This window comes from Gordonia asplenii, assembly GCF_012933505.1.
Classification (GTDB): domain Bacteria; phylum Actinomycetota; class Actinomycetes; order Mycobacteriales; family Mycobacteriaceae; genus Gordonia; species Gordonia asplenii.
In genome coordinates, this window is sequence record NZ_JABBNB010000049.1 from 14,571 (window position 1) to 32,221 (window position 17,651).

The 17,651-nt window shown below is 67.3% G+C and carries 16 protein-coding genes; 2 read left to right on the forward strand and 14 right to left on the reverse strand.

Translation table 11 applies throughout. The annotated features are described in order from the left end of the window. The first annotated feature begins 100 nt into the window (after positions 1 to 100). On the forward strand, positions 101 to 1,129 hold the full coding sequence (locus tag HH308_RS27940) for a peptidylprolyl isomerase (protein WP_376767299.1): 1,029 nt from the start codon (positions 101 to 103) through the stop codon (positions 1,127 to 1,129). Positions 1,130 to 1,403: 274 nt separating this feature from the next. Here HH308_RS27940 and HH308_RS27945 read toward each other — a convergent pair whose 3' ends face one another. The 14 genes from HH308_RS27945 to HH308_RS28010 form a co-directional block, all read right to left on the reverse strand. Then, positions 1,404 to 3,764, reverse strand: a complete 2,361-nt coding sequence (locus HH308_RS27945; protein WP_312870876.1) for a RelA/SpoT family protein — start codon at positions 3,762 to 3,764, stop codon at positions 1,404 to 1,406. Positions 3,765 to 3,813: 49 nt separating this feature from the next. After that, on the reverse strand, positions 3,814 to 4,416 hold the full coding sequence (locus HH308_RS27950) for an adenine phosphoribosyltransferase (protein WP_170197564.1): 603 nt from the start codon (positions 4,414 to 4,416) through the stop codon (positions 3,814 to 3,816). Continuing rightward, complete coding sequence (locus tag HH308_RS27955; protein WP_312870877.1) at positions 4,413 to 6,113, reverse strand: ABC transporter substrate-binding protein; 1,701 nt, start codon at positions 6,111 to 6,113, stop codon at positions 4,413 to 4,415. Before HH308_RS27955 ends, HH308_RS27950 begins: the two co-directional genes overlap by 4 nt. Before the next feature lie 11 nt (positions 6,114 to 6,124). Then, positions 6,125 to 7,444 (reverse strand): protein translocase subunit SecF, encoded by a 1,320-nt coding sequence (gene secF / locus HH308_RS27960; protein ID WP_246284900.1) that lies wholly within the window; start codon positions 7,442 to 7,444, stop codon positions 6,125 to 6,127. Next, positions 7,441 to 9,069, reverse strand: a complete 1,629-nt coding sequence (secD, locus tag HH308_RS27965; protein ID WP_170197565.1) for a protein translocase subunit SecD — start codon at positions 9,067 to 9,069, stop codon at positions 7,441 to 7,443. The genes secF and secD overlap by 4 nt, the downstream gene beginning before the upstream one ends. A 112-nt stretch (positions 9,070 to 9,181) precedes the next feature. Further along, on the reverse strand, positions 9,182 to 9,616 hold the full coding sequence (yajC, locus tag HH308_RS27970) for a preprotein translocase subunit YajC (protein WP_170197566.1): 435 nt from the start codon (positions 9,614 to 9,616) through the stop codon (positions 9,182 to 9,184). 133 nt (positions 9,617 to 9,749) lie between these two features. Continuing rightward, complete coding sequence (gene ruvB, locus HH308_RS27975; protein WP_170197567.1) at positions 9,750 to 10,841, reverse strand: Holliday junction branch migration DNA helicase RuvB; 1,092 nt, start codon at positions 10,839 to 10,841, stop codon at positions 9,750 to 9,752. Further along, entirely contained in the window at positions 10,838 to 11,443 is a 606-nt protein-coding gene (gene ruvA, locus HH308_RS27980) for a Holliday junction branch migration protein RuvA (protein ID WP_170197568.1), read from the reverse strand. The genes ruvB and ruvA overlap by 4 nt, the downstream gene beginning before the upstream one ends. Then, complete coding sequence (ruvC, locus tag HH308_RS27985) at positions 11,440 to 12,036, reverse strand: crossover junction endodeoxyribonuclease RuvC (protein ID WP_170197569.1); 597 nt, start codon at positions 12,034 to 12,036, stop codon at positions 11,440 to 11,442. The genes ruvA and ruvC overlap by 4 nt, the downstream gene beginning before the upstream one ends. Positions 12,037 to 12,122: 86 nt before the next feature. Next, a complete protein-coding gene (locus HH308_RS27990) occupies positions 12,123 to 12,878 on the reverse strand; it encodes a YebC/PmpR family DNA-binding transcriptional regulator (protein WP_170197570.1) in 756 nt (251 codons plus the stop codon). An 85-nt stretch (positions 12,879 to 12,963) separates the two neighbouring features. Next, entirely contained in the window at positions 12,964 to 13,602 is a 639-nt protein-coding gene (pdxT, locus tag HH308_RS27995; RefSeq protein ID WP_312870878.1) for a pyridoxal 5'-phosphate synthase glutaminase subunit PdxT, read from the reverse strand. Continuing rightward, positions 13,599 to 14,456 (reverse strand): acyl-CoA thioesterase, encoded by an 858-nt coding sequence (locus HH308_RS28000; RefSeq protein WP_170197571.1) that lies wholly within the window; start codon positions 14,454 to 14,456, stop codon positions 13,599 to 13,601. The genes pdxT and HH308_RS28000 overlap by 4 nt, the downstream gene beginning before the upstream one ends. A gap of 98 nt (positions 14,457 to 14,554) precedes the next feature. Next, positions 14,555 to 15,061: a helix-turn-helix transcriptional regulator gene (locus HH308_RS28005; RefSeq protein ID WP_170197572.1), complete on the reverse strand. Its 507-nt coding sequence runs from the start codon at positions 15,059 to 15,061 to the stop codon at positions 14,555 to 14,557. A 299-nt stretch (positions 15,062 to 15,360) separates the two neighbouring features. Beyond that, on the reverse strand, positions 15,361 to 16,497 hold the full coding sequence (locus tag HH308_RS28010) for a M24 family metallopeptidase (protein ID WP_211188937.1): 1,137 nt from the start codon (positions 16,495 to 16,497) through the stop codon (positions 15,361 to 15,363). A gap of 55 nt (positions 16,498 to 16,552) precedes the next feature. On the opposite strand from HH308_RS28010, the gene HH308_RS28015 reads away from it, so the two are divergent. After that, the gene (locus tag HH308_RS28015) at positions 16,553 to 17,494 is read left to right on the forward strand and encodes a 5'-3' exonuclease (protein ID WP_170197579.1); all 942 of its coding nucleotides are present in this window, start codon (positions 16,553 to 16,555) and stop codon (positions 17,492 to 17,494) included. Positions 17,495 to 17,651: the final 157 nt, after the last annotated feature.

Below are 17,651 nucleotides of genomic sequence, written 5' to 3' on the forward strand. Positions count from 1 at the left end.
ACTGGCACACTGGCATCTCGACGTAGCAGGTTCAATGACGCCGTCGTGCCCGAGTCACGGTCTCGCGCGGCGCAGAAGTATCTCAGGAGGGTCCGCCAGCGTGTCCACCAATGACGACGGCCAGGAAGACAAAGTCGACCTGAACAAGCCAGCGGATACGTCCGAACCGACCCCCGAGCCAGCAGCATCCACCGAGCCCACCTCGGCTGCGCTCACCAATGAAGAACGCAGGCAGGCCGCGAAGGCCAAGCTCGAGCAGCGGCTGGAGGCCGATCGGCAAGCGGCGCGCAAGCGCAAGCTCATCATCGCCTCGGTGTCGACGGCCGTCGTCGTCGCCATCGTGGCGACCGTCACGACCGTCGTCGTGAAGAAGGTGCTCGACGATCGCGAGGCCGCACGGTGGACGAACTGCACCTATGCCAACGCCGCCAGCGACATCGACTCGTTCCCCAAGACGGTGCCCGCGGGCACGCCGGCCGCTCAGCAGGCCGAGTACCAGAAGCAGATCGACCAGATCAACGCGGTCCGCGACAAGCAGCGCAAATCACCCAAGCCGCCGGCGAAGGAGCTCAAGTCGGGCACCGCGACGTGGACGCTGAACACCAGTCAGGGAGTGATCCCGGCGACGCTCGACCGATCCGGTGCGCCGTGCAACACCAATGCGATCATCTCGCTGACCGACAACAAGTTCTTCGACGCCACGACCTGCCATCGCATGACCACCAGCAAGACGCTGCAGGTTCTGCAGTGCGGTGACCCCGCCGGCATCGGCCTGGGCAATCCCGGCTGGTCGAGCCCCGACGAGCCGCCGACCAACCTGAAACCCGGACCCACGCAGAACCCGATGGGCGGCGATCAGATCGTCATCTACCCGCGCGGCACCATCGCCATCGCCAACAGCAACAGCGCTCAGATGGGGCGCGCCAACACCGGTGGCAGCCAGTTCTTCCTGGTGATCAACGACAGCCAGCTCCCGGCCAACTACGCGGTCGTCGGCAAGGTCGACGACGCCGGACTCGCCGTCCTCGACAAGGTCTACAAGGGCGGCATCGTGCCGTCGGGGCCTGATCGCACCGACGACGGCAAGCCGAAACTTCCGGTGGAGATCAAGACCGCGACCATCAGCTAGGCGAGTCGCGAGACTTGATGCCGACGGCGACCACCTCTGCTGGTTGAGCCGGGCCGGAGCGTTAGCGAAGGCCATTCCCTCTGCTGGTTGAGCCGGGCCCTTCTGCTGGTTGAGCCGGGCCGGAGCGCTAGCGAAGGCCCGTGTCGAAACCACGCACGCCGACGATGCCAACGCACCAAACGCCTAGCGACAGTTGGTCACTCGGCTCACCGTGGTTTCGACACGGGCGCGTCTCGCTTCGCTCGTCGGGCCCGGCTCAACCACCGGTGAGCTTCTACGCCGCCGACGTCACCCGGTACACGTCGTAGACTCCCTCGACGTTCCGTACGACGTTGAGTACGTGGCCGAGGTGTTTGGGATCGCCCATCTCGAAGGTGAACTTGCTGACGGCGACGCGGTCGCGGCTAGTCGTCACCGACGCCGAGAGGATGTTGACGCGTTCGTCGGCCAGCACCTTGGTGACGTCGGAGAGCAGGCGATGCCGGTCGAGTGCCTCGACCTGGATGGCCACCAGGAACACCGACGACGGCGACGGCGCCCACGCGACCTCGATCAGCCGCTCCGACTGACCCTGTAGCGAGCCGGCGTTAGTACAGTCGGTGCGGTGCACGCTGACGCCGCCGCCTCGGGTGATGAAGCCGAGGATCTCGTCGCCGGGCACCGGCGTGCAGCATTTGGCGAGCTTGATGAGAACGTTGTCGACGCCCTCGACCACCACGCCGGCGTCGCCGCCGAGCCGTGGGCGCGCGGTCATCGTCGACGGCGTCGACCGTTCGGCGATCTCGTCGGTCGCGCCGTCGATGCCACCGAGCAAAGCCACCAGCCGCGACACCACATGCTTGGCCGACACCTGATTCTCGCCGACCGCCGAGTAGAGCGCGCTGACGTCGACATAGCGCAGCTCGTTGGCGACGGCCACCATCGAGTCGCCGTTCATCAAGCGCTGCAACGGAAGTCCCCCGCGTCGCACTTCTTTGGCGATCGCGTCCTTACCCGCCTCGAGCGCTTCCTCACGTCGTTCCTTGGCGAACCACTGGCGGATCTTCGCCTTGGCCCGCGGAGACACCACGAAACCCTGCCAGTCCTTCGACGGCCCCGCATTGAGCGCCTTGGACGTGAACACCTCGACCACTTCCCCGTTGTCGAGTTTGCGTTCGAGAGCCACCAGGCGACCGTTGACCCGGGCACCGATACATCGGTGCCCTACCTCGGTGTGCACCGCGTACGCGAAATCGACCGGCGTCGATCCGGCGGGCAACGTGATGACGTCGCCCTTCGGGGTGAACACGAAGATCTCCTTGACCGCGAGGTCATAGCGCAGTGACTCGAGGAACTCCCCCGGGTCGGCGGCTTCCCGCTGCCAGTCGAGCAGTTGGCGCATCCAGGCCATGTCGTCGATTTCGGCCGACTCCGCGCGCCGCGCACCCTTGCCCTTCGACTTGTAGCCGCTCTCCTTGTATCGCCAATGCGCGGCGATCCCAAACTCGGCGGTGTGGTGCATGTCACGCGTTCGGAGCTGGACCTCGAGCGGCTTCCCCTCGGGACCGATGACCGTCGTGTGCAATGACTGGTAGACGCCGTAGCGGGGCTGGGCGATGTAATCCTTGAACCGGCCGGCCATCGGCTGCCACAGCGAATGCACCACGCCGACGGCGGCGTAACAGTCGCGTACCTCGTCGCACAGGATCCGGACGCCGACGAGGTCGTGGATGTCGTCGAACTCGCGGCCCTTGACGATCATCTTCTGATAGATCGACCAGTAGTGCTTCGGCCGGCCTTCGACGGTCGCGGTGATCCGCGAACCGGCGAGTGCGTTGTTGATGTCGGCGCGCACGCGTGCGAGGTAGGTGTCGCGGGAAGGCGCCCGGTCGGCGACGAGCCGCACGATCTCCTCATAGCGTTTCGGATGCAGAATCGCGAAGGCGAGGTCTTCGAGTTCCCACTTGACGGTCGCCATGCCGAGCCGATGAGCAAGGGGCGCAATGACTTCCAGTGTCTCGCGCGCCTTGCGCGCCTGCTTCTCCGGCGGCAGGAAGCGCATCGTGCGCATATTGTGCAGCCGGTCGGCGACCTTGATCACCAGCACCCGTGGATCGCGAGCCATCGCGATGACCATCTTGCGGATGGTCTCGGCTTCGGCGGCGCTGCCCAGCGCGACCTTGTCGAGTTTGGTGACACCGTCGACGAGGTGGGCCACCTCGGGACCGAAGTCGGACTCGAGTTGTTCGAGGCTGTACCCGGTGTCTTCGACGGTGTCGTGCAACAGTGCGGCGACCAGTGTCGTGGTGTCCATGCCGAGGTCGGCGAGGATCGTGGCGACCGCGAGCGGGTGGGTGATGTATGGGTCGCCGGACTTGCGGAACTGCCCCTGGTGGCGTTCTTCGGCGACGTCGTAGGCCTGTTCGAGCAGCGCCGTGTTGGCTTTCGGATAGATCTCGCGGTGCAGGGTGACCAGCGGTTCGAGAACCGGGCGGATCGTCGAGCGGGTGGTCGTCATGCGGCGTGCGAGCCGCGCGCGGACGCGGCGCGACGTCGAGGTGGTCGCGGTGATCGGCGCGGAACCCGTCGTCGCCCCCGGCGTCGAGGGCGCACTTTGGTCAGCGCGTACGGAGGTGACGTCTGAAGTATCGGTCACGATGAACCTCCTCGTCGGTGGCAAACCATCGAGTTCAGTTTCGCACAGTTCAGTCCGTCGTCAGCGTGTGGACCGCTGTTGTTTCCCCTAGCTCGCGGGCGACGGCCGCACGACCGCCGAGACCTGCGAGTTCCATGATGACGGCGATCGACGACACCGTGGCCCCCGCCGAGATCAGCAGCTGTGCGGCCGCGACGACTGTTCCGCCGGTCGCGAGCACGTCGTCGATCAGCAGGATCCGGCGACCCTGGAGTTCGACGGCGCCGGCGGGTATTTCCAGTGCGGCGCTACCGTATTCGAGGTCGTAGGTGCGCGTGTGCACCGGCGGCGGGAGCTTACCAGCCTTACGGACGGCCAGCACCCCGACGCCGAGTTCCCGGGCGACGGCCCCGCCGAGCAGGAATCCGCGCGCGTCGATGCCCGCGACGAGGTCGACGTCGCCGCACCCGTGGGTCAGCGCGGTCACCACCGAGGCCAGGCCGACGGGGTCGGCCAGCACCGGCGTCAGATCCTTGAATGCGATCCCGGGCTGCGGAAAGTCGGGCACCAGCCGGGTGTGCGTCGCGATCGCGCGGCGGGCGGCGTCGAGTGAGCGAGCGGCATCGTCGCTGTCGTCGAGGGTCTCGGCGGGCGCGGCCTCACCGTCGGTCATTTGGTGCTCACCTTCCACCGATCCATGTTCCATCCGGTTCCGCTGCGGGCGGCACTCGGCACGACGTTGCCCATCGACGCGGCGAATCCCTGTTGCCGGGGAGTGGCGAACAGCGGGATCGATGCGACCCCCTGCCAGGCGGCGTTCTCGATGAGGCGAATCAGGCGCAGTCGGTCCTCGGAATTAGTGGCGACCGCGAGCTGATCGACGCCGTCCGACACCGCCGGATCCCGGAAGTCGCCGATGTTCAGCGGATCACCGCCGCGCAACTGGTAGCTGCTGCGGGTCGGATCGAACGCACCGGTGGCCGCGAAGCTGACGCCGCTCGACAGCAGCATCGCATCGACGCTGCGGCCGAGATCGGTGGCGGTCGTCGTCGGCGACGCCGTGTCGGAGACGGTGATGCCGGCCTGTTTGCAGGAGTCGGCGATGACAGCGACCATAGCTTTGCTGCGCGCGTCGCGACCGCGGTAGGCCATCCGGACTGTGAGCGGCCGGTCGCCCTTCAATTCGCGTGCCCGGGCGAGGTCGGCGCGCTGGTAGCGCCTGCCGAATTCCCCGTTGACGGCCGCGGCGAGCGTGTCCGCGGGTGCGCCGAAACGCTGGTTCCACTGCTGCGCGCCCCGGCCGAACTGCCGGGTCAACACATCGCGCGGCACACACGAGGCAAACGCCTGCCGGGCCGCCGGATCGGCGAAGACACCGCTGGTGCGCAACACGATCTCATCGACGCCGAGTGCCCGACGCGGGTCGGCGAGGGTCACCTGCGCCGGTTTGAGTTGGTCGGCGGCCGAACGGCCGTCACGGTCGGCGACCGACCCGTCGGCGATGTCGACGACGTCGAATCCGCCGGGCAGATCGGTCGGCTTCGACGACGTGCTCCACACCGTCACCCGCTCGGTGGCGGCCTGGTCGCCCCACCACTTGTCGTTGCGCTTGAGGACCAGACCGCCGGTGGCGCTGAGCGAGTCGATCACATACGGGCCCGACGACAGGAAGCGCGCGGCGTCGACCGGGCTGCCCGGCCGCAGCGTGAACCCGGTGTTCCACGCGGTGGCGATCTTAGCCAGCGCCGCGCGATTGTTCGCGCGGAGCGGACCGACGACGTCGGGTACCCCGGCATCGCGCGCGACGACGTGGCTGGGCAGCAACGTTCCCGCGCCGAACAGTCCGAGCCAGTCACGATAGTCGCGGCCCTTGGCGAAGGTGACCGTGGCGGTGCGCGCACCCGCGGTGCAGGCGACGTCGGCGATGTCGCGGTAGCCCGCCGTCGTGGCCGGCGCGAAACCGCCGAATCTGCCGCTCTGCGCGGCCCAGGAAAGGTAGAGATCGTCGCAGGTGATGGCGTGACCGTCGGAGAACACGGCCTTAGGGTTGAAGTCGTATCGAACGGTCAGCGACGGCCCCGGCACCTGCGTGGCGGTGCCGATGTCGTGGTCGGGAATCACCTGGCCCGACGATCCGAGGAAGCTGAAGCCCGGCAGTACCCGGGTGAATGCCATCAGCACGCCGTCGGAGTTGCCGGTCACCGAGTTGGCGTTGTAGGTGCTGAATCGGGCGTCGACGAGGTAGTTCACCGTCGGTGGTCCGGCGTCGCCGCATCCGGATACCACACCCATACCCGCGATCAGACCGAGCGCGGCCGCCGCGGCCCGGAGGCCGCGACGACCGCGGAGGCGCTTGGAGAAGCTATGCACAGTGAGTGAGGTTAACGTGCTCGACGCCGTTTGCCGCTCGGACTCGCGGTGGCGACCGCACCTGCGGCGACCGTCACCGGCTCGCCAGCGGCGATCTTCGCCCGACGATCCAGCACCCGCTTGGTGTGCCGCGACACGTCGTCGCGGCGTTCCTTGAGCGTCACCAGCAGCGGCGCGGCGAGGAAGATCGAGGAGTACGCGCCCACGATCACACCGACCAGCTGGATCAATGCGAGGTCCTTGAGGGTTCCGACGCCGAGCATCCAGACCGCGATCACCATCAGCGAGATGATCGGCAGCACCGAGATCACCGTGGTGTTGATCGAGCGCATCAGCGTCTGGTTGACCGCCAGGTTGGCCTGCTCGGCATACGTGCGGCGCGTCGTCGACAGCACCGACCGGGTGTTCTCGGCGACCTTGTCGAACACGACGACGGTGTCGTACAGCGAGAAGCCGAGGATCGTGAGCAGACCGATGACGGTCGCGGGGGTCACTTCCCAGCCGATCAGCGAGTACGCACCGGCGGTGCAGATGATGTCGAAGAACAACGACGCCAACGCCGCGATCGACATCTCCTTGTCGAAGCGCACCGCGATGTACACCGTCACCACCACCAGGAACACCAGCAGCGCGATCAGCATCTTCTGAGTGATCTCTTTGCCCCAGGTGGAGCTGACGTCGGAGACCGAGATCTCGTTGCGCGTCAGTTCCGGTTTGAACTTCTCGGCGAGCGCGTCCTCGATCTTGCGGTTCTGATCCAGCGACAGTGCTTCGGTGCGCACCACGATCGTCTGGCTGGCGCCGGTTCCCGCGGTCTGCACGGATTCGGGAGCCTGCCCCAGGGCTTCCGAGAAGACCTTCGACACCGAGTCGGTGGTGACCGCCGACGACGACGGCACGGAGATCTGCGTGCCGCCCTCGAAGTCGATGCCGAAACTGAACTGTCTGGTCGCGATCGACAGGATCGACACGGCGATGATCACCGCGGTGACGATGTACCACATCTTGCGTTTGCCGACGACCTCGAAGGCGCCGGTACCGGTGTAGAGCCGGGACAGAAACGATCGCTTGGAGTCGGCCACGTAGTCGGCGTCCGGCGCCGACGTCGCGGGCGAGACCTCGGCCAGCTCGGTGGTCTCGTCGCCGGTGGGGTTGTCGACCGGCACGAAGTCGGATCCGGCCTCGCCGCCGCTGGCGTCGAGCGGCTCGGGCTTGCGCCGTCGGCCACCGGTCTGCTTCTGCAGCGGTATGCGCGGCGGGTTCTTGCCCGCTCCCCCGGCGCGGCCGGTCAGGCTGTCGTTGGAGTCGAATCCCTTGCTGGAGAAGCTCATCGCTGCGCCCCTTCGTTCTGCGCGGCGGCATGCCGGGCGACGGCGTTCTTACGCGCTTCGCGACGCGAGCGGGCCACCTCACTGACCGCACCCAGACCGTTGACGCCCGGCCGGGACAGGAACTCCGAGCGAGTCGCCAAGACCACCAGCGGGTGGGTGACGAGGAAGACGATCACGACGTCGAGAATGGTTGTCAGGCCGAGGGTGAACGCGAAACCGCGCACCTCGCCGACGGCGAGCAGGTAGATCACGACGGCCGCGATCAAGCTGACCGCGTTGCCGGTCCACACCGTGCGGCGGGCGCTGACCCAGCCGCGCGGCACCGCCGAGCGGAACGTTCGACCGTCGCGTATCTCGTCCTTGATGCGTTCGAAGTACACGACGAACGAGTCGGCGGTCATGCCGATGCCGATGATCAGGCCGGCGATGCCGGCGAGGTCGAGGGTGAAGCCGATCCACCGGCCGAGCAGCACGATGATTCCGTAGACCATCGTGCCGGCGAGCAACAGCGACGCGATGGTCAGGAAGCCGAGCATCCGGTAGTAGGCCAGCGCGTAGATCGCCACCAGGATCAATCCGGCCAGTCCGGCGATCAGACCTGCCTTGAGCGACGCCAATCCCAGTGTCGCGGAAACACTTTCCGCGTCGGAGGACTTGAACGACAGCGGCAGCGAACCGTACTTGAGCACATTCGCGAGATCCTCGGCCTCACTCTGGCTGAAGTTTCCGGAGATCTCCGTGCTCGGTGTGGTGATCGCACCGTTGATCTGCGGCGCCGACACCACCCGCGAATCGAGGGTGAACGCGGTCTGTTTGCCGACGTTCTGCCCGGTGTAGGTCGGCCAGAAGTCGCGGGCCTTATCCTTGAATTCGACGTTGACCACCCAACCGCCGGACTGCTGCGACAGATTCGACGACGCCGTCTTCACGTCGCGCCCGTCGATGATCTGCGGGCCGAGCAGGTAGACCTCTTTGCCGTCCTGCGAGCAGGCGACCAGGTACTGATCGGACTTGTCGTTGCCCAGCAACGGATCGTTGGCCTGTGGCGAGCAATCCACCTTGGCCATTTCCGCCTGCAGCTGGGTCAGACGCTTCTGATCGGCGTTGGCCGGCGCCTGGCGCAGCTGCTGCTGCTCGGCGATCTGCTGCGCGGCCTGCTCCGACGCCGACTCGTCGGGGTTCTCCGGAACCGGGGGCTTGGCCTTCTGCGGCGTCGCCGCGGTCACCGTGACCACCGGACGCACGAACAGCCGCGCGGTCTGACCGAGGGTCCGGGCCTGCTTGCCGTCGTCGCCGGGCACCGTGATGACCAGGTTGTCACCGTTGACCACGACTTCCGATCCCGCGACACCGCGTGCGTTGACGCGCGTCTCGATGATCTGTTTGGCCTGGTCGAGCTGCTGCGCGGTGGGTTTGCGACCGTCCTCGGTACGCGCGGTCAACGTGACCCGGGTGCCGCCCTGCAGGTCGATGCCCAGCTTCGGGCTGAACGAGCCGCCACCGGTGAAGGCGATCAGGCCGTACACCACGGCCAGCAGGACGATGAAGGCCGACAGGGGCTGCCATGGGGGTACTTCACGGCCCGGGGCGGACCGTTTTGCCGTTGCCCGGCGTGGGGTAGTCACGGTTGTTCAGATCTCCTCGGTGCGGACGGCAAGGCGCGTCCGATCTCAGGTGGTCGTGGCGCGAGGCAGCCGGTGACGCCCCGACGGCGGCACCGGTGTCAGGACCGAAAGGTCACTTCTCGTCGGCAGGCTTGTCTGCAGCGGCCTCGGCATCCGCATCGGCGGCGGGTGCATCGGCGGCGTCGTCGAGATTCTTGGTGAGGCTCGGGCCGGCCGGAGTCGCCTCGACGATCTCATCGTCGTCGTCATCGTCCAGGTTGGCGCCCGGGTACGTGGCGGCCGCATCCTCGGTCGGCACGACCTCGCGGATGGCCAGCTTGTTCCAGCGCGTCACGACGCCGGGTGCGATCTCGACGTCCACCGCGTCCTTGTTCGAGTCGATGATGGTTCCGTACAGACCCGAGGTGAGCTGCACGCGGGCACCGGTCGACGCGGCGCTCTGCATCTCCTGAACCTCAGCCATGCGCTTCTTCTGCTTGCGGATGCTCATGTACATGAAGCCGGCGAGCAGGACGAGCAACAGGGGAAAGAGCAGTTGGCTACTCATGATGGTTGATTAAATCCTCAGTACTTGGGTTCGGGTCAAACGGCAGCGCCATGCGCCGCGCATCTTCTCCAGTGTGCCATGCGCCGGGCGAACGGCGCGTATCGCCGGGCTTTTCGCCACGTCGACGCCTCGACTACAGGTCGTCGTCGAACAGCGTAGTGGTCTGATCCTCGCGGCTGCGGACACCCCAACTGGCGTTGAGCGCGCCCGCGGGCGGCGTGAGGCCCAGGTGGTGCCACGCGGCGGCCGTCGCGACTCGACCACGCGGTGTGCGGGCCATCATCCCGGCGCGTACGAGAAATGGCTCACACACTTCTTCGACGGTGGCCGGTTCTTCGCCGACGGCGACCGCCAGCGTCGAGACGCCGACCGGTCCCCCGCCGAATCCGCGGACCAGCGATCCCAGGACCGCGCGGTCGAGGCGGTCGAGGCCGAGCTCGTCGACGTCGTACACCTTCAACGCCGCCTGCGCGATGGCGACGGTGATGGTGCCGTCGGCGCGCACTTCGGCGTAGTCGCGGACGCGGCGCAGCAGCCGGTTGGCGATACGCGGGGTACCGCGGGAGCGACTGGCGATCTCCGACGCCGAGTCCTCGTCGATCTGGATGCCGAGGATGCGCGCCGACCGGGTCAGCACGGCGACGAGCTCGGCGGTCTCGTAGAACTCCATGTGCGCGGTGAAGCCGAAGCGGTCGCGCAGCGGTCCGGTCAGCGACCCGGACCGCGTGGTGGCTCCGACCAGCGTGAACGGCGCGACGTCGAGTGGAATGGAGGTGGCGCCCGGGCCCTTGCCGACGACCACGTCGACGCGGAAGTCCTCCATCGCGAGGTACAGCATCTCCTCGGCGGGGCGCGCGATGCGATGGATCTCGTCGATGAACAGCACGTCGCCTTCGACGAGGTTCGACAGCATCGCCGCGAGGTCGCCCGCGCGTTCGAGCGCGGGCCCGGAGGTGACGCGGATCGCCGAGCCCATCTCGCTGGCGATGATCATCGCCAGCGATGTCTTGCCCAGGCCCGGCGGCCCCGACAGCAGGATGTGATCGGGCGTGCCGCCGCGGCCCTTCGCGCCGTGCAGCACCAGCTCGAGTTGTTCGCGCACCTTGGGCTGACCGATGAAGTCCGACAACGACCGTGGACGCAGGTTGGCGTCGAGGTCGCCGTCGGTGTTGACCCGTCCGGCGTTGACCGTTCGCTCGGTCCAGCCGTCGTCGGGCTCGGTCACCGCCTCGTCCCCTTGCCGAGCATCGACAGGCCGGCGCGCAGGGCCGTCGCCGAATCCGCGTCCGGCGTCTCGGCGAGCACCGCCGCGACCGCCTTCTCCGCCGACGCAAGCGGAAAGCCAAGTCCCACAAGGGCTTCGGTCACCTGATCGCCGACCGATCCGACCGGAGCGACCACCGAACCGGCCGGCCCCGACGACGGCGCCGCCGACACCTTGTCCCGCAATTCGACGACGAGTCGCTCGGCGACGCGCTTGCCGATTCCCGGCACCGTCATCAACGACTTGACGTCGGACTCGGACAGCGCACGACGCAACGACTCCGGCTCGAGGACCGCGAGCGTCGCCATCGCCAATCGCGGCCCGACACCGGTGACCGTCTGCAACAGGCCGAACAGATCCCGCGACTCCGGTTCGGTGAACCCGTAGAGCGTCATCGAGTCTTCACGCACGATCATCGCCGTGAGCAGCGTGATCTCCGCTCCACGGTGCGCCGACGACAGGGTCGGCGGCGTGACCAGCACGCGGTAACCGACGCCCGCACAGTCGACGACGACATGGTCGAGGGCGACGTCGATCACCGGACCACGAACTGCCGCAATCACTTTCGTACCTCCTGCGCGCTCGACGCGGCCTGTACCGCGGCACGCGCCTGGGCGATTCGTTGTTGATGGTGCCGTTGCGCGACTTTGGCACGGCGTTCGGCCTCGGCCATCCGCTCCATCATCGGACCACGCCAGCAGTGGGTGATGGCCAACGCCAGCGCGTCGGCGGCGTCGGCCGGTTTGGGCCGGGTCTGCATCCCCAGGATGCGGGTGACCATCGAGGTGACCTGCGCCTTGTCGGCCCGACCCGATCCGGTGACGGCGGCCTTGACCTCCGACGGCGTGTGGAATCGAACCGGGATGTCGTGCTGGGCGGCGGCCAGCGCCACCACCCCGGCCGCTTGAGCGGTGCCCATCGCCGTGGACACCTGGTTCTGCGCGAACACCCGCTCCACCGCGACGACGTCGGGGTGGTGCGTCGTGATCCAGTGGACCGCGGCGGTGTGCACCGCGAGCAGACGATCGGCGAGCTCCATCTCCGCGGGCGTGCGCACCACGTCGACGTCGAGCGCGATCACCGACCGCCCAGTCCCCGACTCCACCAGCGCGATACCGCACCTGGTCAAACCGGGGTCGACTCCCATCACCCGCACACCACACCTCCGACTCCAAACGAACAGCTGTTCGAGAGTCTAGTGGGTGGGTCAGACAACGGGCGCCACCAACACGGGTTGCGGTGTCAGTCCGCGTCGAGTTCGGCGAGTACGTCGTCGCTGATGTCGACGTTGCTGTACACGTTCTGCACGTCGTCGGAGTCTTCGAGCGCGTCGATCAGCTTGAACACCTTGCGCGCACCGTCGGCGTCGACCGGTACCTCGACGGATGCGCGGAAATCAGCCTCGGCCGACTCGTAGTCGATGCCGGCCTCCTGCAGCGCCGAACGCACGGCCACCAGGTCGGTCGGCTCGGAGACGACCTCGAAGGTCTCGCCCAGGTCGTTGACTTCCTCGGCCCCGGCCTCCAGGACCGCCATCAGGATGTCGTCCTCGGTCTGCTCGCCCTTCTCCAGGGTGACGACACCCTTGCGGGTGAACAGATAGGCCACCGATCCGGGGTCGGCCATGTTCCCGCCGTTGCGGGTCATCGCCGTGCGCACCTCGCCGGCGGCGCGGTTGCGGTTGTCGGTCAGGCACTCGATCAGCACCGCCACGCCGTTGGGTCCGTACCCCTCGTAGGTGATGGTCTGCCAGTCGGCGCCGCCGGCCTCCTCACCGCCGCCGCGCTTGCGGGCGCGCTCGATGTTGTCGTTGGGCACCGACGACTTCTTGGCCTTCTGAATCGCGTCGAACAGCGTGGGATTGCCCGCCGGGTCACCGCCCCCGGTCCGTGCGGCGACCTCGATGTTCTTGATCAACTTCGCGAACATCTTGCCGCGCTTGGCGTCAATCGCCGCCTTCTTGTGTTTGGTGGTGGCCCACTTGGAATGTCCACTCATCGCTGCTCAGCCTTCCCTCGCACGTCGGTGCCGACTCCCGGCACCGGAATTTCCACGCTCACCGCGTACTGCAACCCGTGTGATCTTACCGACGCACCTTGGCGACGAAATATTCGTGCACCCGTCGATCGCCGGTCACCTCCGGATGAAACGATGTCGCGATCACCGATCCCTGCTCGACGGCGACGATCCGCCCCGCGGCCGGACCGTCGGGCACCCGCGCCAGGACGGTCACCCCCGGACCCGCCTCCTCCACCCACGGAGCGCGGATGAACACGCCACGCATCTTCGCCGCGCCGGGCGCATCGGTGATCCCGGCGAAGTCGATATCCGCCTCGAAAGACTCGACCTGGCGACCGAAGGCGTTGCGCCGCACCGTGATATCCAGCACGTCGAGATGCCGCGCGTCCGGTCGGGTGTCCAGGATCCGGGAACTGAGCATGATCATGCCCGCACAGGATCCATACGCCGGCAGACCGTCGAGCAGCTTCGCGCGCAGCGGATCGAACAGGTCGAACACGCCGAGCAGCTTGCTCATCGTCGTCGACTCGCCGCCGGGCAGCACGATGCCGTCGATCTCCTCCAGTTCACCCGGACGACGCACCGCGATCGCGTCGGCGCCGCTGGCCTGCAGCGCCGCGACGTGCTCGCGCACATCTCCTTGCAGCGCCAACACTCCGATGACCGGTCGCGACACCGCGCCGGTCACATTCACATCACTCACCTGGTCACTTTGCCGATCTGCTGCTCGAGGGTCTGGTTGCGGCCGGTCCGCGCGAGGCCTTCCTGTGTGACCGCCGCGACCAACTCCCCCGCCCGGTTGAAGATTCGCCCCTGGGTCAGCGCGCGCCCCGACCCAGCCGACGGCGACGCCTGGTCGTACAGCAACCATTCGTCGGCGCGGAACGGACGCATGAACCACATCGCGTGGTCGAGCGACGCACCCTGCGGATGCACGTCGGGGTGGATCACATTCGCCGACCCGAGCAATGTCATGTCGCTCATATACGCGAGTGTGCAGACGTGAAAGACCTGGTCGTCGGGCAACGGATGCCGGTAGCGGAACCAGACCTGCTGCTGGGCCGCCAGCCCGGGAGTCATGGTCAACTGATCGCGCGGCACTACGCGCAGATCGAAGTTCTCCCACTCGCGAATCACCGAGATCATGTGCGCGGGCTGCTCCTCCGCCCGGCTGCGCAAACCCTCCGGTCCGGGCGCGGGCGGCATCGTGTCCTGATGCTCGATACCCTCGTTGCCGAGTACGTGGAACGACGCCGACATCGTGAAGATCGCCTCGCCGTTCTGCACACCGGTCACCCGGCGTGTCACGAACGAACGGCCGTCACGGATCCGATCGACCAGGAACACCGCGGGGATATCCGGATTGCCCGGCCGCAGAAAATAGCCGTGCAACGAATGCACGTGAAACGCTTCCGGAACCGTGCGCGTCGCCGAAACCAACGCCTGCCCGGCAACCTGTCCCCCGAATGTGCGGGTCAAATACGACGGATACGACGGCCCGCGAAAAATGTTCGCCTCGATCGCCTCGACCTGCAAAATCTCTTCGATGGTTGCCACGGGGATAAGTATCGCCTACCGCGCCCCCGTGGCCACAACCAACACCCACCGCCCCCGCCACCCGGAGAAATCCGCCGAACGCGCCGGCGCGGACCGGACTACAGCTCGTCGAGCGAGATGAGCCCGTCCTGCACCGCGCGAGCCACCAGACCGGCCTTCGTCGGTGCCGGACGGCCGATCTCGGCGTACTTGGCGCGGATTCGGGTCAGGTGGGTGTTCACCGTGCCCAGCGAGATGAACAGTTCCTGGCCGACGGCCGGCTTGGAATCCACCAGTAGCCACGTGCGCAGCACCTCGGCCTCACGCGGCGTCAGCACCGGGCGCGGCAGATCGGTGCGCACATGCGAGTCGGTGCGCGTCTGGACATCGGCCTCATCGTTGATCTCGATCGAATCATGTTCAAGCACAGGAACTTTCACCTCACGAAGTAGCGGTCGGCGACGCTGCCCGGCGCTCACCGGCCAAGTGGAGGGCTGCTGCCCCGGCAACGGCATCCGGCGAGCCGCCAAGCGCGCCAACGCATCCTCGTGGCGACGGACGGACTCGGCGCGCCGCCGAGCGCTGTGGTCGACGGCGTAACCCTGCGAAATCAGTGCTGCGGTCATTTCTCATCCTCACTACCTGTGGTGTGCCCCAAGGTCATTGACGCTGTGAGCAGTTAGCTTGTGGTGTTGGTGAGAACGTTATGAGAATTCGCCAAGGGCGTCGATGGGGAGAACTACCCATGGCATCGCCGCAGGTCAGAGGGGGTAAATGCGCTGCATCGGGGGTAATACCCACGTTTGACACCGGTGGCCGGTTGCGTCGCGCCTGTTTCGAGTTCGGGTGCGTTGCGGCGAATGCCGTCGGCGCGCTCGCGCTGGGGCGGCGGGGTCAGCCCCGCCACCGAATCGCCTACTCCGCCTCAGCTTTTCGCCGGCAGCACCGTCAAGCCGCGAGGGCGCTTGTTCACCGACTCGCAGCCGTCGTCGGTCACGATCACGATGTCCTCGATGCGGGCGCCCCACTTGCCCGGGAAGTAGATGCCCGGCTCGATGGAGAAGGCCATTCCGGGTCGCAGCGCGATGTCGTTGCCGCCGACGATGTAGGGCTCCTCGTGCACCGACAGTCCGATGCCGTGGCCGGTCCGGTGGATGAACGCGTCCGCCAGGCCCGCCTGCGCCAGCAGATCGCGTGCCGCGGCGTCGACCGACTCGGCGCTCACGCCGGGGCGCACCGCCGCGGTCGCCGCAATTTGGGCCCGTTCCAGGACGGCGATCGCGGCGGCGACGTCGGCGGGCGGCTCGCCGAAGCAGTACGTGCGGGTGGAGTCCGAGTTGTAGCCGGTCGGCACCGGCCCGCCGATGTCGATCACCACGACGTCGTCGGCGCCGATGACGCGCTCGGAGTACTCGTGATGCGGGTCGGCGCCATGCGGTCCCGACCCGACGATCACGAACGCCGCCGACGTATGGCCCTCGGCGACGATCGCGGCTGCGATGTCGTCGGCGACCTCGTGCTCGGTGCGTCCGGGCACCAGGAACTCCCCCATTCGCGCGTGCACGCGGTCGATGGCCGCGCCCGCCTCGCGCAACGCCGCGATCTCGGTGGCGTCCTTGATCATTCGCAGCTCACGCAACACCGCGGTGGCCAACCGCGGCGTCGTGCCGATCCGCTGCGCGATCGGCACGAGGTGCAGTGCGGGCATCGAATCTGACACTGCGACAACAGGATTCGCACCCGCGTCGGCCAACGCCAACGCATACGGATCCGCGCCATCGACCCACGGGTGCAGCGGCAATTCCAGTGCGCCCGCCGCCGACTCCGACAGCGACGCCAACTCCAGTTGCGGTACCACCACGAACGGTTGCGCACCGACGGCCGACGGTACGACGAGCACGGTAAGTCGCTCGAAAGTCTGTGCGCGCGAACCGATCAGATACTCCAGGTCCGGCCCCGGACTCACCATCAGCAGATCGACGCCGACGTCGGCGGCCAGGCGGGCGGCCTCAGCAAGACGATGGGCATAGCTGGACACCGGCAGCAGCGATGAGTCTGACATGCCTGTCAGCGTAGCGATGCGATCTGACAGAGTGGTCAGCATGCCTGGAACCCTGATGCTCCTCGACGGCGCAAGCCTCTGGTTTCGCTCCTTCTACGCTCTGCCGGAGAAGATGACCGCCCCCGACGGACGACCGGTCAACGCGGTGCGCGGGTTCATCGACACCATCGCGGCGCTGGTCACCAAACATGAGCCGACGCGCCTGGTCGTGTGCCTCGACCTCGATTGGCGCCCCGCATTCCGCACCGAACTCATCCCGTCCTACAAAGCGCATCGAGTTGCCGAGACGTCCGAGGTCGCCCCCGACGTCGAAGAGGTCCCCGACACCTTAACGCCGCAGGTCGATATGATCATGAATGTTCTTGCCGCAGCGGGCATCTCCAGTGCCGGAGCGGTCGGCTACGAGGCCGACGACGTGATCGGAACGCTCGCCTTCGCCGAGGCCGACGACGACGTGATCGTGGTGTCGGGCGACCGCGACCTGTTGCAGGTGGTCGCCGACGACCCCGTCACGGTCCGGGTGTTCTACGTCGGGCGTGGACTGTCGAAAGCCGAACTCATGGGTCCGGTCGAAGTCGCCGAGAAATACGGCCTCGACCCCCGGCGCGCAGGCGTCGGCTACGCCGAGATGTCGATGCTGCGCGGCGATCCGTCCGACGGTCTGCCCGGCGTGGCGGGGATCGGCGAGAAGACCGGCGCGAAGCTGCTCAACGAATACGGCAGTCTCGACGCGCTCGAGGCGGCCGCCCACGACCCGGCGTCGAGCCTGGCGGCTCGCCCCCGCAATGCGCTCAAGGCCGCCACGGACTATCTCGCCGCGGCCCGCACGGTGGTCACCGTCGCCACCGACGCGCAGATCGTCGAGACCGACGGCGACGGCACCGATACCCTGCCGTCCGCCCCGGCCGATGCGGCTGCGCTGGCGGGGTTGGTGGAGGAGCTGGGCATCGACGCCTCGGTGAAGCGCCTCGCCACCGCGCTGCGATGGGAGGCGTGAACTCCTCGTCGAGTCTCGAAACCAGTGTCTCGTGTCGGACCTGCTCCCCCGCGGTTGCCGGACGTTCTCGTCGACGCGGACGCTGCTGCGAGGCCCGAAAGCCCTACTGGTTCAACGGGATTGACCCAAGTTGGCAACCTCGCCTCGCCATCCCCTC

What these genes read in the sequence shown, in the direction of transcription:
- HH308_RS27950 (WP_170197564.1), bottom strand. Translation starts at nt 4,416, where the DNA reads ATGACCGACGGTGAGGCCGCGCCCGCCGAGACCCTCGACGACAGCGAC.
- secF (WP_246284900.1), bottom strand. Translation starts at nt 7,444, where the DNA reads ATGAGCTTCTCCAGCAAGGGATTCGACTCCAACGACAGCCTGACCGGC.
- yajC (WP_170197566.1), bottom strand. Translation starts at nt 9,616, where the DNA reads ATGAGTAGCCAACTGCTCTTTCCCCTGTTGCTCGTCCTGCTCGCCGGC.
- HH308_RS27990 (WP_170197570.1), bottom strand. Translation starts at nt 12,878, where the DNA reads ATGAGTGGACATTCCAAGTGGGCCACCACCAAACACAAGAAGGCGGCG.
- HH308_RS28005 (WP_170197572.1), bottom strand. Translation starts at nt 15,061, where the DNA reads ATGACCGCAGCACTGATTTCGCAGGGTTACGCCGTCGACCACAGCGCT.
- HH308_RS28010 (WP_211188937.1), bottom strand. Translation starts at nt 16,497, where the DNA reads ATGTCAGACTCATCGCTGCTGCCGGTGTCCAGCTATGCCCATCGTCTT.
- HH308_RS28015 (WP_170197579.1), top strand. Translation starts at nt 16,553, where the DNA reads ATGCTCCTCGACGGCGCAAGCCTCTGGTTTCGCTCCTTCTACGCTCTG.